This is a genomic window from Aeromonas sp. ANP5, assembly GCF_963870295.1.
In the GTDB taxonomy this organism is placed as follows: Bacteria; Pseudomonadota; Gammaproteobacteria; order Enterobacterales; family Aeromonadaceae; genus Aeromonas; species Aeromonas veronii.
The window spans coordinates 103,015-129,554 of record NZ_CAWMRY010000008.1 but is presented as its reverse complement, the minus strand read 5'-3'; the positions used below and the strand labels follow the sequence as shown (position 1 = coordinate 129,554).

Sequence of the window (26,540 nt, the reverse complement as noted above, 5' to 3'; positions counted from 1 at the left end):
CTTCCGGTGAGCGCTTCCCAGAGGAGCCTTCACCAGGATCGATTCCGATCCACTCGTATCATCACCGCATAACGCATCGAGCCCATATGGGCATTCAGGGAGTAGAGACAATGCCGAAGTTGAGATCCGCCACCACCACCCACGGACGTAACATGGCCGGGGCTCGCGCCCTGTGGCGTGCCACCGGAATGACCGATCAGGATTTCGGCAAACCCATCATCGCCGTGGTCAACTCCTTCACCCAGTTCGTGCCGGGCCACGTCCACCTCAAGGATCTGGGTCAGCTGGTGGCGCGCGAGATTGAAGCCGCTGGCGGGGTGGCCAAGGAGTTCAACACCATCGCCGTAGATGACGGCATCGCCATGGGCCATGGCGGCATGCTCTACTCCCTGCCGTCGCGCGAGCTGATTGCCGACTCGGTGGAGTATATGGTCAACGCCCACTGCGCCGACGCCATGGTCTGTATCTCCAACTGCGACAAGATCACCCCGGGGATGCTGATGGCGGCCCTGCGCATCAACATTCCGGTGATCTTCGTCTCCGGCGGCCCGATGGAAGCGGGCAAGACCAAGCTCTCCGACCAGATCATCAAGCTGGATCTGGTAGACGCCATGATCCAGGGCGCCGACCCCAAGGTCTCCGATGCCCAGAGCGAACAGGTGGAACGCAGTGCTTGCCCCACCTGCGGCTCCTGCTCCGGCATGTTTACCGCCAACTCCATGAACTGCCTGACAGAGGCGCTTGGCCTCTCCCAGCCGGGCAACGGCTCAATGCTGGCAACCCACAGCGACCGCGAGCAACTGTTCAAGCTGGCGGGTCAGCGCATCGTGACTTTGGCCAAGCGCTGGTATGAGCAGGACGATGCCTCGGCACTGCCGCGCAATATCGCCACCAAGGCGGCATTTGAGAACGCCATGGCGCTCGATATCGCCATGGGCGGCTCTACCAATACCGTGCTGCACCTGCTGGCGGCAGCGCAGGAGGCGGGCGTCGACTTCACCATGGCTGATATCGACCGCATGTCCCGCAAGGTGCCGCAACTGTGCAAGGTGGCGCCCTCCACCCAGAAATATCACATGGAAGATGTGCACCGTGCCGGCGGCGTGGTCGCCATTCTGGGCCAGCTGGAAAAAGCGGGTCTGGTGCATGGGGATACCCGTACCGTGCTGGGTTGCTCTCTCGTCGAGCAGCTCGATGAATATGACGTCAGCCGCCAGCCGAGTCAGGAGGTGGTGGACTTCTACCGAGCTGGTCCGGCCGGCATCCGCACCACCAAGGCGTTCAGTCAGGATTGTCGCTGGCCAGAGCTGGATCTGGACCGCGCCGAAGGCTGCATCCGCTCGCTGGACAACGCTTACAGCCAGGAGGGCGGCCTGGCGGTGCTCTCTGGCAACCTCGCGGTCAACGGTGCCATCGTCAAGACTGCCGGGGTAGATGAGGAGAACCTCACCTTCCGTGGTCCGGCCCGGGTGTTCGAGAGTCAGGAGAGCGCGGTGAACGGCATCCTCGATGGTACCGTGAAAGCAGGCGAGGTAGTGGTGATCCGCTACGAAGGGCCGAAAGGGGGGCCGGGCATGCAGGAGATGCTCTACCCCACCACCTATCTGAAATCCATGGGATTGGGCAAGGCGTGCGCCCTGATCACCGATGGCCGTTTCTCCGGCGGTACTTCGGGTCTCTCCATCGGCCACGTCTCGCCGGAAGCTGCTTCCGGCGGCACTATCGGTCTGGTGGAGGATGGCGACATCATCAGCATCAACATCCCGGCCCGCAGCATGGTGCTGGAGGTGGCCGACAGCGTGCTGGCTGCCCGCCGCGTTGCCGTGGAAGCCCGTGGCTGGAAGCCGCTCGATCGTCAGCGCCAGGTCTCCTTTGCCCTGCGTGCCTACGCCATGTTCGCCACCAGCGCCGATAAAGGCGCGGTTCGCGATCGCTCGATGCTGGGGGAATAAATCATGGTCTCTGCGGCGGATTATCTACGCAAGGTGTTGCTCTCTCCCGTCTACGAGGCGGCGCGGGTCACCCCCTTGCAAACCCTGAAGAAACTCTCCGAGCGGCTCGGCAACCACGTCAGCCTGAAGCGGGAGGATCTGCAACCGGTCCACTCCTTCAAGCTGCGCGGCGCCTATCACAAGATTGCCACCCTGACTGAGGAGCAGAAGGCACGCGGCGTTATCGCCGCCTCTGCCGGCAACCACGCGCAGGGGGTCGCCCTGTCTGCCGCCAAGCTCGGCATCAAGGCGATCATCGTGATGCCCAAGACCACGCCGGATATCAAGATCGATGCGGTACGCCGTCAGGGCGGCAACGTAATGCTGTTCGGCAACAGCTTCGACGAGGCCTATGGCGAGAGTCGCCGCCTCTCCACGCTTGAGGGCTACACCCTGATCCCGCCGTTTGACGACGTTGAGGTGATCGCCGGGCAGGGCACCATCGGCAAGGAGCTGTTGGAGCAGGATACCCACCTCACCCACGTATTCGTGCCGGTGGGGGGGGGCGGGTTGGCCGCCGGGGTGGCGGTCTATATCAAGCAGCTGCTGCCGGATGTGAAGGTGATCGGGGTGGAGGCTGAAGGGTCTGCCTGCCTCAAGGCCGCGCTGGCGGCTGGCGAGCCGGTCAATCTGGAGCGGGTCTCGCTGTTTGCCGACGGGGTGGCGGTCAAGCGCATCGGCGAGGAGACCTTCCGCCTGTGCAACCAGTATCTGGACGAGGTGGTGACCGTCTCCAACGACCAGATCTGCGCCGCACTGAAAGACATCTTCGACGACTGCCGCGCCATTGCCGAACCGTCGGGGGCCCTGTCGCTGGCGGGCCTCAAGGCCTACAGCGAGCGGGAGCAGGTCAAGGGTGGCCGGATGGCGGCCATTCTGTCCGGTGCCAACGTCAACTTCCACAGCCTGCGCTACGTGTCGGAGCGCTGCGAGATTGGCGAGAAGCGCGAGGGCATGCTGGCGGTGACCATCCCCGAGCGCAAGGGGGCCTTCCTCGACTTCTGCCGTCAGCTCGGGCCGCGCATGGTGACCGAGTTCAACTATCGCTACGCCGATGCCGAGCAGGCGTCGCTGTTCGTCTCGGTGCGCCTCACCGGTGGTGACGAGGAGCTGGGCCAGATCATCGATCAGCTCGGCGGCAACGGCTATCCGGTGGTCAACATGACCGAGAGCGAGCTGGCCAAGAATCATGTGCGCTATATGATTGGCGGCCGCCCGGCCCGGCCCCTTGGTGAACGTCTCTACAGCTTCAAGTTTCCGGAGCAGCCGGGTGCCCTGATGCGCTTCCTCGAGACCCTCGGCTGTCGCTGGAACATCAGCCTGTTCCACTACCGCAACCACGGTGCCGACTACGGCCGGGTGCTCTGCGCCTTCGAGCTGCCGGACGAGGACGTGGCCGCCTTCCACGACTACCTGCGCGAGATTGGCTACGGCTGGAAAGAGGTGAGCGACGACCCCGCCTACCGGCTGTTTCTGGCCAGTTGAGCAAGGGGGGCTTCAAGGGAGGCTTTATGCCTCCCTTTTCTATTGCTGTGTGTGGATAGGTCCACTCCGTACGACGCAACGTCATGGTTTAACTGGCAAAACAGTGTGAATAGGTACACAGGTGATTTTTACGCCGGATATTGCTGGCAAGCTCACACTCCTGATGGCTTGGTCATTTGAGGCTGCGTTCGGATGGGATACCCTGAATAGCGGAGAGGCCGCCTGACGGCTTCACACAGGGAAGAGTGCGCACTCAGGCGCCCATAACGACTTATTGCAGAGGCGAAAATATGAATAAATCCATGCTTGCCGTATTGGTCAGTGGTTTGCTGGCGGCCGGAGCCGTGCAGGCTGCCGCTCAGGACAATACCTGGTATGTCGGTGGCAAGGCCGGTTGGTCCAATTACTATGGCGTTGACCACAACCAGTATGCCGAGTCGATTGCCCAGACGTTGGGTAATACCAGCGAGAACACGGATGATCTGGGTCTGGGCCTGTTCGCCGGTTACCAGCTCAACCCCAATCTGGGCTTCGAGCTGGGCTATGACTGGCTTGGCAAATACGACACCACTTCGGGCACTGGCGCCAATACCCTCAATACCGAAGCCAAAGGCCAGATGATTCAGGCCACCATGAAGATCAGCTTCCCGGCAACGAATGTGCTCGATCTTTATGGCCGACTGGGCGGTGCCTATGCCTGGACGGATAGCGAGATCAGCTTCGCCAATACCAGCGAGACCGGCAAGAAGCATGGCGCTGCCTTCGTTGGTGCGCTGGGTGCCGAATACGCCATCGATCGTGACTGGGCTGCCCGTCTGGAGTACCAGTACACCACGCCGCTGGGAGATGCCTCTCTCGATCGCTCCGGTATCGAGATGGATAACGGCCTGATCTCGTTCGGGATGCTCTATCGCTTCGGTCAGCAAGGTGGCGAGGTCGCTGCTCCGGCGCCCGCTCCGGCCGCCGAACCGGCACCTGTAGCCGTGGTGGAGCCCAAAACCTTCAGCCTGAGTTCCGATGTGCTGTTCGAGTTCAACAAGGCGACCCTGAAACCGGCTGCCAATCAGGCGCTCGATGCCCTGTTCAGCCAGATTGTGGCGGCCAATCCGAAAGATGGTGTCGCAACTGTCATCGGTTATACCGACCGCATCGGTTCCGACAACTACAACCTGGCGCTATCCGAGAAGCGGGCCCAGAGCGTGGCCAGCTATCTGGTATCCAAAGGCTTGTATGCCGACAAGGTACGAGTCGAGGGACGTGGCAAGGCCAATCCGGTCACTGGCAGCAGCTGTGCCAGCCGCTCCAAGCAGGAGCTGATCGCCTGTCTGGCACCGGATCGCCGGGTAGAAATCCATCTGGAAGGGGTCTCCCAGCCTGTCCAATAAGCAGAGCAACGGGATCGATAAATGTAAAAACGGGAGGCTTGGCCTCCCGTTTCTTATGGGGTGTTTACGATGTCGTGCCTCAGAGCCCGAACAGCGGGCGCAGGCGGATGCCGATGAGACTGCCAGCGAGGGCCATCAGCATCCAGACCCAGCCGTGCAGGCTGCCAGAGGCGGTGCCATCGAAGAAGCCGCCGAGGTTGCAGGCGGCGTACATGGCTCCCATCCCCATCAACAGGCCGCCGATGATGGAGGCCAGACTGTTGCCGGTCCGCATCGGGGCGAAGGTGCCGCCACCGCTCAAACAGCGCGCCAGCATGGCCCCCAGAATACCGAGCCAGAACATGCCGACCATGGGGTTGATAAAGAGCGGCTGGGCCAGTTTCGGGTTCCCCTCGAACAGGCCAAACAGGGAGGCACCGCGCAGCGCCATGTCATAGACGGCGCCGGTGATGGTCCAGGCCGAGCCGTGCAGAGCGACCACGGACGAGTTGAGCAGGGCGATGATGATGCCGCCGGTCAGCACGGTGAAGCGGCCATCGCGCCAGAACAGGTTGCCGCCGCTGAAGAGGGGCTTGAGCTCGCCGGTGCGCTTGAGTTCGCTGTTGCGAAACAGCAGGAACAGCGCGGCGACCAGCGCTAGGTTGAGCAGCATGCCGCTCCAGATATTGCCGGTCAAATCCTTGGCCAGCACCACATGGCTGGAGAAGGTAGCCTCCAGTTCGGGGCGGAACTGGTTGCTGATAAGGGTGCCGATGCCGTAGCAGATCAGCACCAGCCAGAAGCGGGGTTGCCCCTCGCCGCAGCAGTAAAGAGTGCCGGTGGCGCAGACGCCTGCCAGCTGCATGCCGATGCCGAACAGGAAGGCACCGACGATGAAGGGAATGCCGATAGCCATCACGTTACCCACCATGGCATCGCCAAACAGGGCGTGGCTAAAGGAGAGGAAGGTGGTGAACAGCAGAATTTCGATGGCGATGGTGAGCAGGTGAACCCGCACATAGTAACTGTTGTGCTTGGTCAGCATTTCGCGCCAACCGAAGACGATGCCGAAGCGGCTGAAGGAGAGGGTGAAGCCGAAGCCGAATCCGATCAGGGCCATCAGAGCCCATTTCATACCAAAGGTGTTGCCAAGCCAGAGTAACGCTCCCCCCGCGATTGCCACGATGGGGAGCGACCATTTTCGATTCATGTCTGTTGATCCTTGCAGTTGGTTTTCAGAGGGGCGGATCCTATTCCCTCATGGAGTCTAATGCTACCCATTTAACCTGTGCAGAGAAAAAGGGGAGCGCTGACTCCCGTCAGCACCGGGGATCAATGGCGGGTGGTGTCGAGATGGAAGTGGTGAGTCTGTCTGGTCAGGATGCGGGCGTGCTGGGCGACCATGGTCGCCTCTTCGGCGGCCTGACTGGCGCTCTGGTTGGCCTCGGCCGCCAACCGCGACATCTCGCCGACCTGATGGTGGATCCCCTGCACCAGCCGGGTCTCATCGCTCATCAACTGATCGACCTGAGCGATGCGCTGATTGATCTCCTCGCAGCTCTGCGCGATCTGGGCGACGCTTTGGCGCGCTGTCATCGTGTGAGTGACCGCCTGTTCGACCCGGGCCAGCTCGGTATCCATCTCGCTGGCGGCGCGCAGGCTGACATCCTGGATCTTGCCGATGATGGTGTTGATCTCTGTGGTGGCGCTGCCGGTGCGGGTCGCCAGTGAGCGTACTTCATCGGCCACCACGGCAAAACCGCGCCCCTGTTCACCTGCCCGCGCCGCTTCAATGGCGGCGTTCAGTGCCAGCAGATTGGTCTGCTCCGCAATATCGTGAATGGCGCCCGCCAGCCCGGCAATCTGCTGCGAGAGGCCAGCCAGATCCGAAATGGTATGGGAGACCTGCTTCACTCCCGTGACTTGTTCCCCGATCACCTGTTCCACAGTGTGGATGGCGATCGTCGCCTCTTGTGCCCGCTCTGCTGACTGCAGGGTTTGCTCCCCCACCTGATGTAGCTGGCTACCCGCCTGTTGAATGGAGTGGGTGAGCTGCTCGATGGCCTGTTCGATATGTTGGGCTGCTCCGACCTGTGCCTGACTGTCATCGGTGTGCCGTTGTGCCATGGCGGTCAGGCTGGTGGCGCGATCATCCAGCGTACTGGCGCTGCGCTGCAGGGACTCCACCAGGGTTGCCAGCTGGTCACGCATGGCCCCGATCTGGCGGATCAGCTCGCCGATGGCATCAAGCCCCGGCTCTGGCATGGGGCGGTTCAACTCCCCTTCGGCGATAGCGGCGGTCGCCTTGCCAGCGGCCAGCAGCCGCTGTTGGGTGGGGCGTCCCAGCCAGAAGATGAGCCCGGCCCCCAGCAGTGCGGCGCACAACAGCAGGCCGTAGCAGAGTCGGGTTGTGTTGGCGAGATGGGCCATTTGCTCGGCGGCATACTCGTTACCGCGGATGACGGTGGCGTCCACCCCTAGCCGGTGGGCGTTATAGAGGGTGTGCAGGCGTGCCGCAATCGCGCCCGCCTGCGCCAGATCCCCAGCCTTGATGGCGGGGACAAACTTGTTGTTGAGCAACTGCCAGAACAGCTCCCCCTGCACTTTTTGCTCCCCCAGCAGCAGCTCCCTGAGGGGCTCGTTCAGGCTGCTCTCTTGCCAGAAGCGGTTACGGCTCTCGAACTCTTGCTGCAGTCGGACGAGGGTTTGCAGCAGGGCCTCCCGCTCCTCCGGTTTGGCATGGAGCAGGGTGTAGACCTGCAACTGGGATTCGATGAGGTAGAGGGGGGGCGGCAGAATATCGGCTACCACATCCTTCCCCTGTCCCATCTGATCGGCTGCGCTCCGGACCGAATAAAGCCCGAAAAAGCTGATGGAGATCAGCGTGATAATGACCATGATCCCCAGAACCTGACCAAAAAGCAGGGATCTGTCGTGAATGTGCTTGAGCATGTTGCCTCCATTCGGCTCCGTTCATGGATAGCATAGCTCTCTGGCGGGATAGTGAGACTCGGGTGTGGTCTGTTGATGGCGAGTCGGATCTGGAGAAGGGGAAGTCGCAGTCTGAAGGCCGCTGGTGGCACGAAAAAGAACCCCGGCTGATGAGCCGGGGTCGATGGTGGTGAGGCGGTGTCAGGTTCGGCTTGGCGCGGCTTTGCCGCTGCGCAGCCCATCCAGACTGAACAGCACCAGCGCACTCCAGATGCAGGCAAAGGTGAGCAGTTTGTCCATCGCCAGCGCTTCCCCATAGAGGGTGACCGCGAGGATGAACATCAGGCTGGGGCCTATGTACTGGAAGAAGCCCAGGGTGGAGAGCTTGAGCCGGGTCGCGGCGGCAGTGAAGCAGAGCAGGGGGGCCGTGGTGACGGCGCCTGCGGCGATCAGCAGCAGGTTGAGGTGCCAGTCGTTCTGGGTGAGATGGCTGGTGGGGCTGTCGGCAAAGCCCCACAGATAGATGGCCGCTGGCGGCAGCATGATCATAGTTTCGATCAGCAGACCGGTGAGGGCATCGAGGGCCAGTTTTTTGCGCACCAGCCCATAGATGGCAAAGCTCGACGCCAGCACCAGCGCAATCCAGGGCAAGGAGCCAAAGGCGATAAGCTGGATCGCCACCCCGGCAAAGGCCAGCGCCACCGCCCACCACTGCAGGCGGCGCAGCTTCTCGCTCAGAAACACCATCCCCAGCAGCACGTTGAACAGCGGGTTGATGTAGTAGCCGAGGCTGGCATCCAGCATGTGACCGTTGTTGATGGCCCAGATAAACAGCAGCCAGTTGCCGCCGACGGTAACCGAGGTAAACGCCAGGGTGAGCAACACTTTTGGCTGGCGCAGCACCGCCTGCACCTTGTGCCACTGACGGCCTGCCAGGGTGAGTACCATCAGCAGCACGCAGGACCAGATCATCCGGTGGGTCAGGATCTCGGCGGCCGGGACGGCAGAGATGGTCTTGAAATAGATGGGGGCTATACCCCAAAGGGTATAGGCGCACAGGGCGTAGATGACGCCCTGACGCTGGATCTGTTGCGGCATGCGGATGACCTTTACTGAAGCGTTGGATGCGGGAAAACATCGCAAAAAATCAGTGTAGCGATCCTTTTGCGGGGAAAGAAGCGAATAAACGAAGTTTGAGGGAAAGGAGGAGGGTGACTGGCCGGTCAGCCTTTACCGCGGCGGATCTTGTCGACGTCCATCAACAGCCACAACATCAGGGCGATGGCGGAGATCCAGGGGCCCCAGGTCACGTAGGCCTCGCCGTGCCCCAGCACGAAGAACAGCAGGGGCAAACCGATCACCAGAAAAAGTACGCTTCCCAGAAAAAATAGCATTTTTGTCTTTATATTTAACATGTTGGCTTTTTTATCATTATAAGGATTGAGCCCGGTGATGGAAGGCCAAAAATGCAAAAGGGGGATTTCTCCCCCTTTTTGATCCGATAGTGCTGCTTTGTCGTGTTATTCCAGCTGAATCCAGGTGCTTTTCAGCTCGGTGTACTTCTCCAGCGCATGAAGTGACTTGTCGCGACCGTTACCGGACTGTTTGAAGCCGCCAAATGGCATGGTCATGTCACCACCGTCCCAGTTGTTGACGAACACGGTGCCAGCGCGCAGGGCGCGGGAGCCTTTCACCGCCTTGTTGAGATCCGCCGTCCAGATCGCCGCCGCCAGGCCATAGTCGGTGTCGTTGCCGAGCGTGATAGCCTCCTCCAGCGTATCGAAGCCGGTCACTGCCAGCACAGGGCCGAAGATCTCCTCGCGGAAGATGCGCATCTGCGGGGTCACGTCGTTGAAAATAGTGGGTTCGATATAGAAGCCGCCACTCTCCATATTGGTGCGATTGCCACCCAGCAGCAGCTTGGCCCCCTCCTGCTTGCCAATTTCGATATAGCGCAGCACCTGCTCCATCTGGATGTTGTCCACCATGGCGCCGATACGGGTCGCAGGGTCGAGCGGGTTGCTCGAGATCCACTCGCGGGCATGGGCCAGCAGTCGCTCCATAAATTGTGGTTTGATGCTGTTTTGTACCAGCAGGCGAGAGGCGGCGGTACACACTTCGCCCTGGTTGTAGAAGATGGCGCCAGCGGCGCTCTTGGCCGCTGCGTCCAGATCCGGCGCATCCGCCAGTATGATGTTGGGGCTCTTGCCGCCGCACTCCATAAAGGCGCGCTTGAGGTTGGACTTGCCGGAGCACTCCACCAGATGTTTGCCGATCTTGGTGGAGCCGGTGAAGGTGATGCAGTCCACATCCATATGCATGGCCAACGCCTCGCCCACGGTGTGGCCAAAGCCCGGCAGCACGTTGAACACACCGTCCGGAATACCCGCCTCCTTGGCCAGACCCGCGATACGCAGGGCGGTCAGGGGGGATTTCTCGGAAGGCTTGAGAATGACCGAGTTGCCGGTAGCGAGCGCCGGGCCCAGCTTCCAGCAGGCCATCACCAGCGGGAAGTTCCAGGGCACGATGGCGGCAACCACCCCGAGCGCTTCGCGGGTCACCAGTGCCAGGGCGGATTCCTCCACCGGGGCGACCTGATCGTAAATCTTGTCGATCGCTTCGGCGTTCCAGGCGATGCAGTTGGCGGCGGCGGGGGCATCATAGCCCATGGCATCGCCGATGGGTTTGCCCATATCCAGCGACTCCAGCAGCGCCAGCTCAACCTTGTTGAGGCGCATCAGCTCGGCGAAGCGCTGCAGGATCTGCTTGCGCTGTTTCGGTGGCAGGCCGCTCCAACGCTTGTCGTTGAAGGCGTCACGGGCAGCCTGTACCGCCAGTTCGGCATCGGCGGCATCGCAGGCTGCCACCTTGGTCAGCAGCTTGCCGTTGGCCGGGTTGATGCAATCGAAGGTGGCGCCATTGACGGCATCCCGATAGCTGCCGTTGATAAAGGCTTGCGAGGGCAGGGTCAGATGGGCGGCCTTGTGTTGCCACTGGGCCAGGGTCAGGTCACTCATGTTCACTCCTTGAACCGGCAAAAGTCAGTTTCCGCGTATCAATATGCTAAACATCCTGCCGCTTGTAAATCCATCTTGTAACAATTCATTAAACATTGCCCCCCTGCCGATGCGCGTCTGAATGTCAGAAACTGGCGGGGGTGTTGGCCGAGATCAGCACGCACTCCTGTTCGCCACTATTGCGAAAACGGTGGGGGGTGCGGCTGTCGAAGTAGTAGCCATCCCCGGCGCCCAGCAGGTAGATCTGCTCGCCCACGGTCACTTCAACCTCGCCCTTGATGACGATGCCGCACTCTTCACCCTCGTGGCTCAGCATGTCGTCGCCGGTGTCGGCGCCAGGTGGCAGCACCTCCTGCAACATGCCGATGGCGCGGTTGGCGCGGCTGTGCCCGACCAGCCGGTAGCTGATGGGATGCGTGCCGAGATCCGGCATATCGGCGGCGCGGAAGATCACTTCGGTGCCCATTTCAGTCTCTTCGGTGAAGAAGCTGGCTAGCGACATGGGGATCCCTTCCAGCACCTTGCGCAGGGAGGCGACAGAGGGGCTCACCTGATTTTTCTCGATCTGGGAGATAAATCCGTTGGTCACACCGGAACGCTTGGCCAGCTCGCGCTGGGAGAGGGCTGCCTTGGTGCGAACCGCCTTGAGGCGGTGACCGATATCCATCTATAGACACTCCTTGACTGTTTACTATTATTAAAATTGTGTTAAATATCTTATACCACCCTGCTGATGCGTCTAGCTAGGGGTGGCACCAGACAGGGCGATAACGGGCCCTTTTTTATGGATTCAGGTGTTTAATTTAATAGGCATTGGCCGACAGTTGCTAAACACCTTAAGGATGAGGTGACCATGAAACCGATCAGCGACATCAATACGCCCTCCGACATGTCCGCCTTCTGGATGCCGTTCACCGCCAACCAGCAGTTCAAGGCGGCGCCGCGCATCCTGAAGTCGGCAGAGGGGATGTATTATCACTCAGAGGATGGCCGCAAGATACTGGATGGCACAGCCGGACTCTGGTGTTGCAACGCGGGCCATGGTCGGCGCGAGATTGCCGAGGCGGTCTCCCAGCAGATTTCCCACCTCGATTTTGCCCCCACTTTCCAGATGGGCCACCCCCTGCCGTTTGAGCTGGCCAACCGGCTGGTGGAGATCGCCCCCAAGGGGTTTGGCCACGTCTTCTACACCAACTCGGGTTCCGAGTCGGTCGATACCGCGCTAAAAATCGCGCTGGCCTGGCAACGGGCTCGCGGTCAGGGCACCCGCACCCGGCTGATTGGCCGCGAGCGTGGCTATCACGGGGTCGGCTTTGGCGGCATCTCGGTGGGGGGGATTCCCGGCAACCGCAAGTGGTTCGGCTCCCTGCTGACCGGGGTGGATCATCTGCCCCATACCCTCAACATCGCCAAGAACGCCTTCACCAAAGGGCTGCCCGAGGAGGATGTGGCGCTGGCCGACGAGCTGGAGAAGATCGTCTTCCTGCACGATGCCAGCAATATCGCGGCGGTTATCGTCGAGCCCATCGCTGGCAGTACCGGCGTGCTGATGCCCCCCAAAGGCTACCTCAAGCGGCTGCGGGAGATCTGCACCAAGCACGGCATCCTGCTGATTTTTGACGAGGTGATCACCGGTTTCGGTCGCCTCGGCTCCCCCTTCGCTGCCCAGGAGTTCGATGTCATCCCCGACATGATCACCTGCGCCAAGGGGCTGACCAACGGTGCCATCCCCATGGGCGCGGTGCTGGTGCAGAAGCACATTTATGACGACATGATGGCGGCAGGCAAGGGAGCTATCGAGCTGTTCCACGGCTACACCTACTCCGGCCATCCGGTGGCTGCTGCTGCGGGTCTGGCGACCCTCGAGATCTATCGCAACGAGAACCTGCTCAGCCGTGCCGCCGATCTGGCTGGCTACTGGGAGGAGGCGGCCCATTCGCTGAAGGGCTGCAAGCATGTGAAGGATGTGCGCAACTACGGGCTGGTGGCGGGTATCGAGCTGGAATCGATGCCGGATGCACCGGGCAAGCGCGCCTATGAGGTGTTTGTCCGCTGTTTCGAGAAGGGGGCATTGATCCGGGTGACCGGCGATATCATCGCCCTGTCGCCGCCCCTCATCATCGAGCGCAGCCAGATCGACGATCTCTTCACCTTGCTGCAGGATGCCCTGCAGGCACAACCTTAACCCATTTGATGGCCCCGCACTGGCGGGGCCTTGCGTTGGTTTGCTCAGCGCATTTACCACATCAGTTATCACGGAGGATACATGACATACAGGGTCAGCAACTTCATCAACGGCCAACCGCAGGAGAGTCGCAGCGAGCGGCAAGGGGCCATCTTCAATCCCGCTTGTGGCAAGCAGCAGGGGAGCGTGGGGCTTTCCAGCGCCGCCGAGTGTCAGGAGGCGATCGCCATCGCCGAGCGCGCCTTTGCCGACTGGTCGCAAACCCCGCCGCTGGTGCGGGCCCGGATCTTTTTCCGCTTCAAGGAGTTGATGGAGCAGCATAGGGACGAGCTGGCCCAGCTTATCAGTCGCGAGCACGGCAAGGTCTTCTCCGATGCGCAGGGTGAGCTGACCCGCGGGCTGGAGGTGGTGGAGTTTGCCTGCGGCATTCCCCATCTGCTCAAGGGGGAGCACTCCCTCAACGTCGGCCGTGGGGTAGACAGCTACTCCATGATGCAGCCTGTGGGGGTCTGCGCCGGTATCACCCCGTTCAACTTCCCGGCCATGGTGCCGCTCTGGATGTTCCCGGTCGCCATCGCCTGCGGCAACACCTTTATTCTCAAACCCTCCGAGAAGGATCCCTCTCTCTCGCTGCGGATGGCCGAGCTGCTCAAGGAGGCCGGTCTGCCGGACGGCGTGCTCAACGTGGTGAACGGTGACAAGGAGGTGGTGGATGTGCTGCTGACCGACCCGCGAGTGGGTGCCGTGTCGTTTGTCGGTTCCACCCCCATCGCCCAGTATATCTATGCCACCGCCTCGGCCCACGGCAAACGGGTACAGGCGCTGGGCGGCGCCAAGAACCACATGGTGGTGATGCCGGATGCGGATCTCGATCAGGCGGTCTCTGCCTTGATGGGGGCCGCTTATGGGGCAGCGGGCGAGCGCTGCATGGCCATTTCGGTGGCCGTGGTGGTGGGTGACGAGACCGCCGATGCGCTGGTGGCCAAGCTGACGCCGTTGGTGGAAAAACTGCGGGTGGGCCCGGGGTTGGGCCAGAGCCCGGAAAACGAGATGGGGCCGCTCATCAGCAAGGAGCATCTGGCTAAGGTGCGCGGCTACGTTGATCAGGGGGTGGCTGAAGGGGCCGCTCTGCGGGTCGATGGCCGCACGCTGAGCCACGATGAGGGTTACTTTATCGGAGGCTGCCTGTTTGACGAGGTGACGCCGGAGATGCGCATCTACCGCGAGGAGATCTTCGGCCCTGTGCTCTCCATCGTGCGGGTGCCGGATTACGAGACGGCGCTGCGGCTTATCAACGAGCACGAGTACGGCAACGGCACCGCCATCTTTACCTGCGACGGCGACACCGCGCGGGACTTCACGGCGCGGGTGCAGGTCGGTATGGTAGGGGTGAACGTTCCCATTCCGGTGCCGATGGCGTTTCACAGCTTTGGCGGCTGGAAGCGCTCCATCTTCGGGCCGCTCAACATGCACGGGCCGGACGGTGTTCGCTTCTATACCCGGATGAAGACGGTGACGGCGCGCTGGCCCCAGAGCCTGCGCAGTGGTGCCGAGTTCTCCATGCCGACCATGAAGTGACGCGCTGGCGCGTGCTCATGGCCTAACCTCTTGCCCCCGCCGGTCAATGATTGGCGGGGGCTAACTCTGTAAAGGAACAACAGATGCGATTGGGAATTCTCGATTGTGACCGGCTCGATCCCGATCTGGCGGATCGTTTTGGCCCCGTTTACTCCGAGATGTTTATCAGGGGCTTTGCGGCCCTGGCCCCCGAACTGGAATTTCGGGTCTGGTCGGCTCTCGATGGGGAGCTGCCGGAGGATCTGCACGAGTGTGATGCCTGGCTCATCACCGGCTCGCGCCACGATGCTTACAGCGATATCCCCTGGATTCAGGCACTGCGGGCGTGGATCCGTCAGGCGCACGATGCCGACGTCAAGCTGGCCGGTGTCTGCTTCGGTCATCAGGTGATCGCCCAAGCGCTGGGCGGAGAGGTGGTGAAGTCCACCAAGGGATGGGGGCTGGGAGTGTCGGTGCATCCCATGCTGGCAGATGAGCCCTGGATGGCGCCAGCGCGGGATCAGATCCGCATTCTGGCCAGCCATCAGGATCAGGTGGCCCTGCTGCCGCCGGGGGCGACCCGACTGGCGGGCAACGATTTTTGTCCCAACTTCATGTTCCTGCAGGGGAACAACATAGTGGCCATTCAGGGACATCCGGAATTTTCGGTGGAGTACAACCGGGCGCTGATCGAGCGACGCCGCGGCCTGTTGCCCGACGAGCGCTACCAGAGCAGCCTCTCCTCGCTGGAGGGGGAGGTGGATTCGGCGACCATGATGCAGTGGCTGCTGCAGTTTCTGGGGATCCTGCCGCTGCGGGCTGGCGCGGCCTGAGCTCGGTTTGTCAGCCACCCCTTCGGATGCTAGATTTTGTAGCAAAATGAAGGATCAAGCGCTGAGATGTCGGGATCGGATGGTACACTGGCCGCCCATGTGGCGGCCTGTTTGTCTGGCTTGATTGCCGTCCCTGTCTGAGCCAAACCAGTGTGAGAGTGTGACGCCTTGAAACTACAGCAATTGAAGTACTTGATCGCGATCCGGGACCACAACCTCAACGTCTCGGTGGCATCCGATGCGCTTTATACCAGCCAGCCCGGGGTCAGCAAGCAGATCGGCCTGCTGGAGAGCGAGCTGGGAGTGCGGATCTTCGAGCGCCGTGGCAAGCATCTGCACCGCATCACCCCGGTGGGTGAGGAGATCATCAAGTGTGCCGAGGCGATGCTCAACATCGAGAGCAAGATCAAGGCGATCTCCCGCGAGTATCTGGATCCGACCGTGGGCACCCTCAACATCCACACTACCCACACCATCGCCCGCTATCTGCTGCCCAAATCGGTTACCTACTTCACCAAGAAGTACCCCAAGATCTCGTTCCACCTCCATCCGGTAATGTCGGCAAGCAAGGAGCAGATCAGCAAGGGTTACTCCGATTTCTCTATCGTTGCCCACGAGATTGGCTTCGACAAGGAGCTGATCGCGCTGCCCGCCTACCTCTGGACTCTCTCGCTGGTGGTGCCGCAGGATCACCCGCTGGCCAAGGTGAAGAAGCCGACGCTGGAGCAGCTCTGCCACTACCCCATCCTCAGCTACGAGAGTGGCGCCACTGGTCGGCAGGTGCAGGACGAGGTATTCCATGCCGCCGGTCTCACCCCGAGCTACTACATGACGGTGATGGACGCCGGGGTGATCAAACGCTACGTGGAGCTGGGTTTTGGTATCGGCATCATCTCCTCGCTGGTGGCCAACGACACCGACAGCCCCGGGCTGGTCTCCATCAATCTGGAGCACCTGTTCAAGCCCTGCCCGGCGCAGATCTGTTTCAGCAAGAGCATCCTGCTGCAGAACTACATGTATGACTTCATCAGCTCCTTCTCGCCCCACCTCACCAAGGAGGTGATCCAGAGTGTGATGCAGCAGCCGAGTCAGGCGCGCATCGACGAGCTGCTGGCCGGGGTAGAGCTGCCCATCTATTGATCCCGATCGGATTCCCGATCCCTGCCGGTTGTCTCTTCTGTCAGGCTGGGCTCTACTCGGGGTTCAGCCTGTCTCTTTTGGGCTATCTCCATCGTCCGAGGTCTCTATGTCCCGCATTCTGCTGCTTGCCAATCTCAACTGTGATCATGTGCTCTCCCTCTCCGAACCGCTGGTGGCGGGGGCCCGGCTGCAATATGTGGATCAGGGGCGCAGGCTCGGCGGTGGCGCGGCCAACACCGGCATCGGGCTGGTGTGGGCGGGCCACGAGGTGACCATTGCTTCCCGTATCGGGCTGGACGAGACCGGCGACTGGCTGCTGGAGCAGGCGGCCGGTTACGGGCTGGATTGCAGCCATGTGGAGCGCTTTGGCGGCGAGACCGGCGAGCTGCTGATCCTGGTGGACTCCACTGGCGAGCGCACCATACTGCGCCGCCCACGGCGTCCCGACTTGCCCGGCGATCTGCCGCTGGAGGGGGTGGACTGCCTCTATGTGAACTATCCCGGCACCGCCATCATCAGTTACATGCGCCAGATGCTCGGCAAGAGCTTCGTGGTAGCCCAGTATCCCAAGGGCGGCCAAGCGCGCCGTCCCTGCCATGTGCTGGTGGCCTCCCGCTCCGATCTCGGCGAGGTGAGCGATCCCTGGCAACATGCCCGCCAGCTGGCGGGGGAGCAGCTCGAATGGCTGGTGTTGACCGAAGGAAAGGCGGGCGCGGTGGCCATCCATGGCGAGGAGCAGATCCGGGTTGCCGCCCGGCCGGTCTCGGTGGTCGATACCACGGGGGCGGGGGATGCCTTCGCCGGTGGCCTGATCCACGGGCTGGCGCGGGGCATGGCGATCAAGGATGCGTTGCAGTGCGCGGTGGACTGGGGCGCGTTTGCCGTCGCCTCCGAGAGCTCCATCCCCTCGGTTGCCCTGAAAAACTGGCTGAAACAACCCCACTGAACCACCTCTTTGACGGTCGATTGAGGGGCGGTTTGCGGGCCATATGGCCGCTGGTCGAAGGGGCTTGGCGAGGGGGACTATTCGGTAGATTTACCCGCCATAAAGCGGGCAAACGCCGGGCTAACCCGGCAAGTTTGCGATCAATCAAAGAAAGTGTCGATTTATGTGCATCTTCATCGACACCCGGTTGTGCTGCTCTTAACCTGTCACTCCGCAACTCAGATTAAGAGACAGGCCCCCCTCTGGCGAACCAATGGGCAAACAGAGGCAAACCGGTTGTCTCCTGCCTCTTAGCTCAATGTTGTCGTCCTGATTCCTGGCTTGTAGTAAGAGGCAAGTGCGACCATGCAACTGACACGATTTACCGACTACGCCCTGCGTACCCTGACCTTCCTGGCGGTTCAGCCGGGGGATCGTCTGTCGACCATTACTGAAGTGGCCGATACCTTCGGCATCTCTCGCAACCACGTGGTCAAAATTGTGCACCAGCTTGGCATCAAGGGGTACATCGAGACGGTACGCGGCAAGCACGGTGGCATCCGCCTCGGTCGCTCGGCGGTCTCCATCAACCTGCGGGATGTGGTGATGGACATGGAGCATGTGCTCTGTCCGGTCGATTGCAAGCGCGAGAACTGCCGTCTCTCCGGTGGTTGCCGCATTCAGGGCATTCTGCGCCGCGCCATGAACGCCTTCCTCGAAGTGCTGGGTGAGTACACTCTGGCCGATGCGGTGCGCGATCCCAATCGTCTCTGCCACCTGCTGGGTATCGAGCAAGAGACTATTGTGACCATGGCCTGACGGGGCGTGGAATATCGAACAAGATGTGAAAGGGGCCTGATGGCCCCTTTTGCTTTTGTAAGCAGGTGGTTTTTAGCGACTGCCCGGCTGGCGGATCAGGGTGATGGCGCCATGCAGACAGGCGAGGCCGCAGGCACCGCAGCCATTGCAGGCATCCATATTGACGTTGATGCCGTCGGCGGTGGCCTTGATCGCCTGCTGGGGACAGGCATCTTCACAGAGCAGGCAGTAGAAGCCCTGCCGTGCCTGACAGCTCTCCTCGATCTGGACCCGGGTCTGCACCTGACGGCCCAGTTGCAGGTCGAGGGCGCCGGTGGGACAGGCTCTGGCGCAGCTGCCACAGTAGCTGCACTGGCCGCAGGCGAGATCGAGCACCGGAGTGCCGGCGATGGGGCTCCCTTCGTACTCCTCCTGGGTGGCCGGTTTGAGCAGACCGCGCGGGCAGGCTTTGAAACATTCGCCACAGCGGGTGCAGAGGGAGAGGTACTGGGACTCCTCGATGGCCCACGGCGGGCGCGCTTCATGGCAAACCACGACGGGCTTGCGCGAAGCTTGCCAACCTTGTGTCAGCCAACGGAGGAAATAGTGAGTCATGCTCGCCCCTGATACCTATTAGGGGTTAATTTTATCGAAGTTTCGGGAAGCAGGCCAGAGAATCGCGGCCGTCAGGATCGCAAGCGCAGTTGCCCTTGTGTAAGCTAGGCGGGTCTTTTTACGTGGTTGAATGAAAACATATGTGGCTATTTCTCTGGCGTGCGTCCCTGCTCTATGTCTTTCCCCTGCTGATGTGGGCCTACTGCCGCATCAAGGATATCGAGTTCGCCGAGCTCGATACCGGCGTCAACACCCACAAGTGGGTGGTGCTGGCCGCCTACCTCATCTACGTGGTGCTCTGGATCCTGGTTAACCGCTATCTCGAACTCTTCCTGCGTCAGCGGAGCCGTAAATGATTGACCCCGGGCTCTGGGGGATCTTGCTGCCTGCCGCCGTGCTGGCCCTCGGATTGGGCTGGCTGATCGGGCGGCGGGCCGCCACGGCGCAGGCTCAGGAGCTGATGCTGGCGCAGGAGCGGCATCAAGCGCTGCAGGATCGCTTCGACGAGTTGCAGGATGAGCGGATGCAGGGCCAGCAGAAGCTGGATCAGCAGCAGACCCTGCTGATCAAGCTCACCGCCCGCCTCAAGGATGCGGAAGCGACCCTGCGCAGCGAACGGTTGGCCGCCGCTGAGAAGCTGCAACTGCAACAGGAGGCGGAGCAGCGCCTCAGCCAGCAGTTCGAGAACCTCGCCAACCGGATCTTCGAGCAAAACTCCGGCAACTTCCGCGAATTGAACCAGAACAGCCTCGATCTGCTGCTCACCCCGCTCAAAGAGCAGCTCGAGGGCTTTCGTCGTCAGGTAGGCGAGACCCACGCCCAGGAGACGGCCCAGCGCCACAGCCTCAAGTTCGAACTGGAGCGCCTCGCCGAGCTCAATGCCCGCATGACCGAGGAGGCGGCAGCGCTAACCCGCGCCCTCAAGGGTGACAGCAAGCAGCAGGGCAACTGGGGTGAAGTGGTGCTGGCGCGGATCCTCAGCGAATGCGGCTTGCGCGAGGGCCACGAGTACCACACCCAGGTCAATATTGAGGTGGAGAAGGGCAAGCGCTACCAGCCCGACGTGATTGTCCACCTGCCGCAGGAAAAAGACATCATCATCGACGCCAAGGTGTCGCTGACCGCCTACGAACGCTGGTACAACGCCGATGACGAGCTGGAGAAGGCGGTGGCGCTCAAGGAGCACGTCGCCTCGGTGCGCAACCATATCCGCGAGCTGGGCCGCAAGGATTACCAGCAGTTGCCCGGGGTGCGCACCCTCGACTATGTGCTGATGTTCGTGGCGGTGGAGCCCGCCTTCTTCACCGCGATGGAGGCCGATCCTTCGCTGGTACGTTACGGTCTCGACAACAACATCCTGCTGGTGAGCCCCACCAACCTGATGGTGGCGCTGCGCACCATCGAGAACCTGTGGCGCTACGAGCGGCAGAACCAGAATGCCCGCCAGATTGCCGAGCGGGCCGGTCGTCTCTACGAAAAGCTGCGGCTGTTTGTGGAGGAGATGCAGCAGATGGGCGGCAGCCTGCACAAGGCGCAGGAGAGCTACGACAAGGCAATGGGACGGCTGGTCAACGGCCGTGGCAACCTGATTGCGCAGGTCGAGCGTTTCCGCGAGCTGGGGGTGGAGGTGACCAAGAGCCTGCCCGAGCCGCTGGTTGAGCGGGCGCTGGAGCGCGACAAGGAGCAGGAGTAGTTTTTACCTGCACCGTCATCAGCCAAGGCCCAAACCCAGTTTGGGCCTTTTGCTATCTGCCAGCTGGCCGAATGCTTACCCATCATCAGAAATCCGCAAATAAAAACGGCCCACCGAAGTGGGCCGTTTCTATTTGCAGTGCCGGTGTGGATCAGCGGCTGGCTGCGCGAGCGCTCAGTTCGGCTTTCTCGCTATCGCTCAGGAAGGCCAGGGTCAGGCCATTCTGCTGGGCGGTGCGGATTTCGCTTGCCGTCATGCCAGCGGCCGGGGCAGCCACCTCATATTCGTGCGGCAAGTCGATCCCTTCCACCGCCGGGTCATCGGTGTTGAGGCAGGCCAGCACGCCGGCAGCCAGGAACTGGCGGATCGGGTGCTCGGTCAGGCTCGCTACCGTGGTGGTCTGGACGTTGGAGGTGAGGCAGGATTCGATGCCGATGCGGTGTTCGGCCAGATAGGCCATCAGGGCCGGATCCTGAATCGCTTTGACGCCGTGGCCGATACGCTCGGCGCCCAGCTCGCGAATGGCTTGCCACATGCTCTCGGGGCCAGCGGCTTCACCGGCGTGTACGGTGACGCGCATGCCTGCATCGCGCACCTTGCGGAAGTGGTCGACAAAGAGTTCGCCCGGGAACCCCAGCTCGTCACCAGCCAGATCGATGGCCACCAGCTTGTCGCGGTGGGCCAGACAGGCGGCCAGCTCCTGATTGCACTGCTCGGTGCCGAAGGTGCGGCTCATGATGCCGATCAGGTTGGTCTTGATACCGAAGTCACGGCTGCCTGCGGCCACGCCGTCGATGATAGCTTCTACTACACCCTGCGGGTGCAGCTTGTGGGTCATCGCCATATAAGCAGGGCTGAAGCGTAGCTCGGCATAGTCGATACCGGCGCGCAGCAGATCTTCCACGTTTTCGTAGGCAACCCGGCGGCAGGCGTCATAGTCGGCCAGCACGGCCACACCCCAGTCCAGTTTCTTCAGGAAGGCAACCAGACTGGGCTCGTTTTCGACGATCTGTACGTGGGGGCGCAGCGCTTCCAGTTCGAAGGCGGGCAGCTGGATATTGTGTTGGCGACCCAGCTCGAGGATGGTTTGCGGGCGGATGTTGCCGTCCAGATGGCGGTGCAGGTCGGTCAGGGGGAGAGATCTGTCAATCATGGGGGCGCCCTCGTCGAGTCAGGTTTGAAAGCCTGCCATTCTAGGCGGGGCTTTCAAAAAAGATACCCCGTTTATGGTTAAACGGGGTTCTGGCAGGCGGTGATTTGTCAGGGCGTGATGGGAATCGTTTTTCCCCGGGACTCAGGAGAGATCGAGTTCCTTCAGCTTGCGGGTAAGGGTGTTGCGGCCCCAACCGAGCAGGCGCGCCGCCTCCTGCTTGTGGCCGTGGGTGTGTTCCAGCGCCGTCTCCAGCATGATCCGCTCGAACTGGGGCATGGCATCGGCCAGGATGTCTGTCTCTCCCAGCGCCAACTTGCTGGCCACCCACTCTTGCAACTGTTGCTGCCAGCAACCGGGCAACGCCGGTTGGCCCGGTTCGGCGTTGTGGGTGATGGGGGTGAGCAGCTCGGCAGGCAGGTCGCCGACCAGCACTTCTTGCCCCGAGGCCATCACGGTGAGCCAGCGGCAGACGTTCTCCAGCTGGCGCACGTTGCCCGGCCAGGGCAGGCGGCTGATATAGGTCTGGGTGTCAGGGTGCAGGCTCTTGGCCTCGACGTTCAGCTCCTTGGCGGCGCGCAGCAGGAAGTGGCGGGCCAGTTGGGGGATGTCCTCACGGCGCTCCTTGAGGGCGGGGATGTGGATGCGAATGACGTTGAGGCGGTGGAACAGGTCTTCCCGAAACTCGCCATCGGCGACCCGCTTCTCCAGATTTTGGTGGGTGGCGGCGATGATCCGTACATCCACCTGCACCGGCTGGTGGCCGCCTACCCGGTAGAACTGGCCATCGGCCAATACCCGCAGCAGCCGGGTCTGCACATCCAGCGGCATGTCGCCGATCTCGTCGAGAAACAGGGTACCGCCGTCGGCCTGCTCGAAGCGGCCGTGGCGGATGTTGTTGGCACCGGTGAAGGCCCCCTTCTCGTGACCGAACAGCTCGGATTCGATGAGATCTTTCGGGATAGCCGCCATGTTGAGGGCGATGAAGTTCTTGTGGGCGCGCGGGCTGTGCTTGTGCAGCGCATGGGCGACCAGCTCCTTGCCGGTACCGCTCTGGCCGTTGATCAGCACCGAGATGCTGGAGCGTGACAGGCGGCCGATGGCACGGAACACCTCCTGCATCGCCGGTGCTTCACCGATGATCTCCGGGGTGGCTGTCGCCTCTTGCTGGCGAGACTTGCGCTTGGTGCGCTGCTCCTTGAGGTGATTCTCGGCGCGCCGCACCAGGGTCACTGCTTCGTCGATGTCGAACGGTTTGGGCAGGTACTCGAAGGCGCCACGCTGGTAGGCGTTGACCGCGCTGTCGAGATCCGAGTGGGCGGTCATGATGATGATGGGCAGATCGGCCTGACGGCGGTGGATCTGCTCCAGCAGGCTCAAACCGTCGATGCCCGGCATCCGGATATCGGAGAGGATCACATCGGGCGAGCGCAGCTCAAGGGCGTGCAGCAGGGCTTCGCCATCGGCAAAGCTCTCGCAGTTGAAGCCTTCGCTGCCGAGAGTGCGCTCCAGCACCCAGCGGATAGAACTGTCGTCATCGACGATCCACACTTTGGCGGTCATGGGGTTCCCTTACTTGCGAAGCGGTAGAAAAATGGTGAATTCGGTGTGACCCGGCCAGCTGATGCAGTCAATTCGCCCCTTGTGCTGGTCGATCAGGTTCTGGGCGATGGAGAGGCCGAGCCCGGTTCCCCCCTCCTTGCCGGTGATCATCGGGTAGAACAGGGTGTCGCGAATGGCATCGGGAATGCCGGGGCCGTTGTCGATGATCTTGATCTCCGCTGCCAGCCGGTAACGCTGGCCGTGGATGGTGATCTGGAACGCGGTGCGGGTCTTGATACGGATAAGCCCGGTTTGATCGCCCAGCGCTTCGGCGGCATTGCGCACTATGTTGAGAAACGCCTGCTGCAGCTGATCCGGCTCCATCTCGAATTCGGGGATGCTGGGATCGTAATCCCGTTCGATGCGAACAGAGGGAGGGAGTTCGAGCTCCACCAGTCGGCGTACCTGCTCCAGCACCGAATGGACATTGTGCATCTGGTGACGGCCGGGGCGCTGGGGGCCGAGCAGCCGATCGACCAGTACCCGCAGCCGGTCGGCCTGTTCGATGATGATGCCGGTATATTCGCGCAGGGCCGGATCCGGCAGCTCTTTTTGCAGCAGCTGCGCCGCGCCGCGCAGGCCGCCGAGGGGATTCTTGATTTCGTGGGCCAGCCCGCGCACCAGCTCCTTGGCCGCCAGCTGTTGGGCATGTTGCTGCTGCTCCTGACTGATCTTCTTCTGCTGGTCGATCTTGCGCAGCTCCACCACCAGCAGACGCTGTTCGTGATCGGCCATCGGGGTTGCGCTCAGCTCCACCAGTCGCGGTTCTCCCTCTACCACCAGAGTCACTTCGCTATCGGTAAAGCCTTGCCCTGACACGAGGCACTGCTTGAGCCGCTGCAAATCGAGGGAGATATGTTCCAGCAGATGGGGTAGTTCGATGCCGATCAGCCTGCGTTCACTGAGGGAGAGCAGCTGTTCAGCCGCCGGGTTGACGAATTGGATGCAGAGCCGCTCATCCATCAGGATCACGGCGGTCAGCAAATTATCCAAGAGTGTTTTGGCGTTGTCCGAGCGGGTTGGCACAGGTTTCTCCCTAAAACGGTGCTACACACCTGTTATGCACCGATATGGTGCATAGAGTTTACCCGCATCGGTGCGCTATATCACCCCTAGTCGGCTTTGGGGGTGGGTTTGGGAGCCGGCGTCACGCTCGCTCTATGCAGGTAAAAGGTGACTGCACTGGATTTAGCAAGGATCGTACCGTCTTTGGCGAGCAGCTCGAGCTGAGCCTCGTGGGCGCCACGATCGACGTTTTCGACGCGGACAGAGAGGCTGTTGCTGACGATGGGGGCGGCTTTGCCATCCAGGGTCAGGCGCACATCATACTGGGTCGGAGGTTTGGGGCTGATGGTGCCCTGAAAGACGATGTTGCCTGTGTTGTCGCGCAGGGTGCTGCCCTGTTCCGGGGAGAGCAGTTCGATGGTCAGCTTGGCCGCCTCTTTCTCTTTCTTGGCATCGGCGCCAGTCAGGCTGTTGAAGTTATCCACCTGCACCGATCTGGGCGCGCTGCTGCCCAGCAGCGGAGCGACCCGCAGATCGACCTCTTTGGCGTTTTTGCCGGGTGGTGGCGCATCCGAGTAGTGGGTGATGCCATTGCCATCGACCCAGGAGTAGACCTTGGCCGCGTCCGCACCGAACGAGGTCAGCAACAGGAGGCCGAGCACCCCTATGCCATGCTTGTTGTTCATCCATCTCTCCTTGACGGTATTTTGCTTAATCCTATCAGAGAAAAAACCCGCCAGATGGCGGGTTTTGTCACGATTAAGCAAGCTGACCTGATTTAAACGGCCAGTCTGCTGAGACTTAGACGGAGTAGTACAGTTCGAACTCCAGCGGGTGCGGGGTCATGCGCACACGGTCAACATCCTGCTGTTTCAGTTCCAGATAGGAGTTGATGAAGTCATCACTGAACACGCCGCCGCGGGTCAGGAACTCGCGGTCAGCATCCAGAGCAGCCAGGGCTTCGTCCAGAGAACCGGCAACGGTCGGTACTTCTGCGGCTTCTTCCGGCGGCAGGTCGTACAGGTTCTTGTCCATGGCATCGCCCGGATGGATCTTGTTGATGATACCGTCCAGACCGGCCATCAGCTGGGCTGCGAAGGCCAGGTACGGGTTGGCAGCCGGATCCGGGAAGCGCACTTCGATACGACGGGCTTTCGGGCTCGGTACCACCGGGATACGGATGGAGGCAGAGCGGTTGCGGGCAGAGTAGGCCAGCATGACCGGTGCTTCATAACCCGGAACCAGACGCTTGTAGGAGTTGGTGGTCGGGTTGGCGAAGGCATTGATGGCTTTGGCGTGCTTGATGATACCGCCGATGTAGTGCAGCGCCATCTCGGACAGACCGCCATACAGGTCGCCAGCGAACAGGTTGACGCCGTTCTTGGCCAGAGACTGGTGGCAGTGCATGCCGGAGCCGTTGTCACCGAACATGGGTTTCGGCATGAAGGTAACGGTCTTGTTGTAGGCGTGGGCCACGTTGTGGATCACGTACTTCAGTACCTGTACTTCATCAGCTTTCAGCGTAAGAGTGTTGAAGCGGGTAGCGATCTCGTTCTGACCGGCAGTGGCCACTTCGTGGTGGTGAGCTTCAACGACCTGGCCCATCTCTTCCAGCACCAGACACATGGCGGCGCGGATATCCTGGGAAGAGTCGACCGGTGCAACCGGGAAGTAACCGCCTTTCACGAACGGACGGTGACCCTTGTTGCCATGCTCATAGGCAGTGCCGGAGTTCCATGCGGCTTCTTCAGATTCGATTTTCACGAAGCTGTGGCCCATGGTGTTGGAGAAAGTAATGTTGTCGAACATGAAGAATTCCGGCTCCGGCCCGAACAGCACGGTGTCAGCGATGCCGCTGGACTTCAGGAAATCTTCTGCACGCTTGGCGATGGAGCGCGGATCGCGGTCGTAGCCCTGCATGGTGGCAGGCTCCAGCACGTCACAAACGATGTTCAGGGTGGTCTCTTCGGTGAACGGGTCCAGCTTGGCGGAGGCTGCGTCCGGCATCAGTACCATGTCGGATTCGTTGATGCCCTTCCAGCCGCCGATGGAGGAACCATCGAACATCTTGCCGTCTTCGAAGAAATCTTCATCAACCTGGTGAGCAGGGATGGATACATGCTGCTCTTTACCCTTGGTGTCGGTAAAGCGCAGATCAACAAACTTGACTTCGTGTTCCTGGATCAGGGCCAAAACGTTCTGGGCTGACATGCTAAGTAACCTCCGGTGTTAAAACTCTCTGGGTGAAT

23 protein-coding genes are annotated in these 26,540 nt (G+C 61.4%); 11 read left to right on the top strand and 12 right to left on the bottom strand.

From position 1 onward, the window contains the following. The first annotated feature begins 110 nt into the window (after window positions 1-110). From ilvD to ompA, 3 genes are all read left to right on the top strand, one after another. The gene (ilvD, locus tag AACT07_RS07005) at window positions 111-1,952 is read left to right on the top strand and encodes a dihydroxy-acid dehydratase (protein ID WP_069527019.1); all 1,842 of its coding nucleotides are present in this window, start codon (window positions 111-113) and stop codon (window positions 1,950-1,952) included. A 3-nt stretch (window positions 1,953-1,955) separates the two neighbouring features. Next, window positions 1,956-3,476: a threonine ammonia-lyase, biosynthetic gene (gene ilvA, locus AACT07_RS07000; RefSeq protein ID WP_069527018.1), complete on the top strand. Its 1,521-nt coding sequence runs from the start codon at window positions 1,956-1,958 to the stop codon at window positions 3,474-3,476. 290 nt (window positions 3,477-3,766) lie between these two features. Further along, window positions 3,767-4,861 (top strand): porin OmpA, encoded by a 1,095-nt coding sequence (gene ompA / locus AACT07_RS06995; RefSeq protein WP_069527017.1) that lies wholly within the window; start codon window positions 3,767-3,769, stop codon window positions 4,859-4,861. Between the two features lie 79 nt (window positions 4,862-4,940). On the opposite strand, the gene AACT07_RS06990 is transcribed toward ompA, so the two are convergent. From AACT07_RS06990 to AACT07_RS06965, 6 genes are all read right to left on the bottom strand, one after another. After that, window positions 4,941-6,050 (bottom strand): YeeE/YedE thiosulfate transporter family protein, encoded by a 1,110-nt coding sequence (locus AACT07_RS06990; protein ID WP_171902756.1) that lies wholly within the window; start codon window positions 6,048-6,050, stop codon window positions 4,941-4,943. A 122-nt stretch (window positions 6,051-6,172) separates the two neighbouring features. Then, window positions 6,173-7,792, bottom strand: coding sequence for a methyl-accepting chemotaxis protein (locus tag AACT07_RS06985; protein WP_069527016.1), 1,620 nt, complete (start codon window positions 7,790-7,792; stop codon window positions 6,173-6,175). Between the two features lie 180 nt (window positions 7,793-7,972). Next, window positions 7,973-8,869, bottom strand: a complete 897-nt coding sequence (gene rarD / locus AACT07_RS06980) for an EamA family transporter RarD (RefSeq protein WP_005356175.1) — start codon at window positions 8,867-8,869, stop codon at window positions 7,973-7,975. A gap of 125 nt (window positions 8,870-8,994) precedes the next feature. Continuing rightward, window positions 8,995-9,165 carry a hypothetical protein gene (locus AACT07_RS06975; RefSeq protein ID WP_005341999.1) on the bottom strand — a complete coding sequence of 57 codons (171 nt, stop codon included), beginning with the start codon at window positions 9,163-9,165 and terminating at the stop codon, window positions 8,995-8,997. Window positions 9,166-9,291: 126 nt separating this feature from the next. Beyond that, window positions 9,292-10,788: an aldehyde dehydrogenase gene (locus tag AACT07_RS06970; RefSeq protein ID WP_069527015.1), complete on the bottom strand. Its 1,497-nt coding sequence runs from the start codon at window positions 10,786-10,788 to the stop codon at window positions 9,292-9,294. Window positions 10,789-10,912: 124 nt separating this feature from the next. Continuing rightward, window positions 10,913-11,455 (bottom strand): cupin domain-containing protein, encoded by a 543-nt coding sequence (locus AACT07_RS06965; protein WP_005339643.1) that lies wholly within the window; start codon window positions 11,453-11,455, stop codon window positions 10,913-10,915. A 186-nt stretch (window positions 11,456-11,641) separates the two neighbouring features. On the opposite strand from AACT07_RS06965, the gene AACT07_RS06960 reads away from it, so the two are divergent. From AACT07_RS06960 to AACT07_RS06935, 6 genes are all read left to right on the top strand, one after another. Next, window positions 11,642-12,973: an aspartate aminotransferase family protein gene (locus tag AACT07_RS06960; protein WP_064337567.1), complete on the top strand. Its 1,332-nt coding sequence runs from the start codon at window positions 11,642-11,644 to the stop codon at window positions 12,971-12,973. Window positions 12,974-13,054: 81 nt separating this feature from the next. Continuing rightward, on the top strand, window positions 13,055-14,551 hold the full coding sequence (locus AACT07_RS06955; protein WP_069527014.1) for a CoA-acylating methylmalonate-semialdehyde dehydrogenase: 1,497 nt from the start codon (window positions 13,055-13,057) through the stop codon (window positions 14,549-14,551). Window positions 14,552-14,634: 83 nt separating this feature from the next. Then, window positions 14,635-15,363, top strand: a complete 729-nt coding sequence (locus tag AACT07_RS06950; RefSeq protein WP_069527013.1) for a glutamine amidotransferase-related protein — start codon at window positions 14,635-14,637, stop codon at window positions 15,361-15,363. Between the two features lie 168 nt (window positions 15,364-15,531). Next, the gene (locus AACT07_RS06945) at window positions 15,532-16,503 is read left to right on the top strand and encodes a LysR substrate-binding domain-containing protein (RefSeq protein ID WP_042012323.1); all 972 of its coding nucleotides are present in this window, start codon (window positions 15,532-15,534) and stop codon (window positions 16,501-16,503) included. A 106-nt stretch (window positions 16,504-16,609) separates the two neighbouring features. Further along, window positions 16,610-17,449, top strand: a complete 840-nt coding sequence (locus tag AACT07_RS06940) for a PfkB family carbohydrate kinase (protein ID WP_042062429.1) — start codon at window positions 16,610-16,612, stop codon at window positions 17,447-17,449. Window positions 17,450-17,794: 345 nt separating this feature from the next. After that, a complete protein-coding gene (locus AACT07_RS06935; RefSeq protein WP_005339654.1) occupies window positions 17,795-18,247 on the top strand; it encodes an Rrf2 family transcriptional regulator in 453 nt (150 codons plus the stop codon). Window positions 18,248-18,319: 72 nt separating this feature from the next. Here the strand turns inward: AACT07_RS06935 and AACT07_RS06930 are convergent, their stop codons facing one another. Next, the gene (locus AACT07_RS06930) at window positions 18,320-18,841 is read right to left on the bottom strand and encodes a ferredoxin-type protein NapF (RefSeq protein WP_069527012.1); all 522 of its coding nucleotides are present in this window, start codon (window positions 18,839-18,841) and stop codon (window positions 18,320-18,322) included. Between the two features lie 140 nt (window positions 18,842-18,981). On the opposite strand from AACT07_RS06930, the gene AACT07_RS06925 reads away from it, so the two are divergent. Further along, on the top strand, window positions 18,982-19,197 hold the full coding sequence (locus AACT07_RS06925) for a hypothetical protein (protein ID WP_005339659.1): 216 nt from the start codon (window positions 18,982-18,984) through the stop codon (window positions 19,195-19,197). Continuing rightward, window positions 19,194-20,534: a DNA recombination protein RmuC gene (gene rmuC / locus AACT07_RS06920; protein ID WP_069527011.1), complete on the top strand. Its 1,341-nt coding sequence runs from the start codon at window positions 19,194-19,196 to the stop codon at window positions 20,532-20,534. The genes AACT07_RS06925 and rmuC overlap by 4 nt, the downstream gene beginning before the upstream one ends. A 151-nt stretch (window positions 20,535-20,685) precedes the next feature. Here rmuC and add read toward each other — a convergent pair whose 3' ends face one another. From add to glnA, 5 genes are all read right to left on the bottom strand, one after another. After that, window positions 20,686-21,687, bottom strand: coding sequence for an adenosine deaminase (add, locus tag AACT07_RS06915; RefSeq protein WP_021231491.1), 1,002 nt, complete (start codon window positions 21,685-21,687; stop codon window positions 20,686-20,688). 141 nt (window positions 21,688-21,828) lie between these two features. After that, window positions 21,829-23,247, bottom strand: a complete 1,419-nt coding sequence (gene glnG, locus AACT07_RS06910) for a nitrogen regulation protein NR(I) (protein ID WP_069527010.1) — start codon at window positions 23,245-23,247, stop codon at window positions 21,829-21,831. Window positions 23,248-23,256: 9 nt separating this feature from the next. Continuing rightward, complete coding sequence (gene glnL / locus AACT07_RS06905; RefSeq protein ID WP_005356202.1) at window positions 23,257-24,312, bottom strand: nitrogen regulation protein NR(II); 1,056 nt, start codon at window positions 24,310-24,312, stop codon at window positions 23,257-23,259. 86 nt (window positions 24,313-24,398) lie between these two features. After that, entirely contained in the window at window positions 24,399-24,977 is a 579-nt protein-coding gene (locus AACT07_RS06900; protein WP_069527009.1) for a DUF4124 domain-containing protein, read from the bottom strand. A 115-nt stretch (window positions 24,978-25,092) separates the two neighbouring features. Then, window positions 25,093-26,502: a glutamate--ammonia ligase gene (gene glnA / locus AACT07_RS06895; protein ID WP_005339672.1), complete on the bottom strand. Its 1,410-nt coding sequence runs from the start codon at window positions 26,500-26,502 to the stop codon at window positions 25,093-25,095. Between the last annotated feature and the right edge of the window lie 38 nt (window positions 26,503-26,540).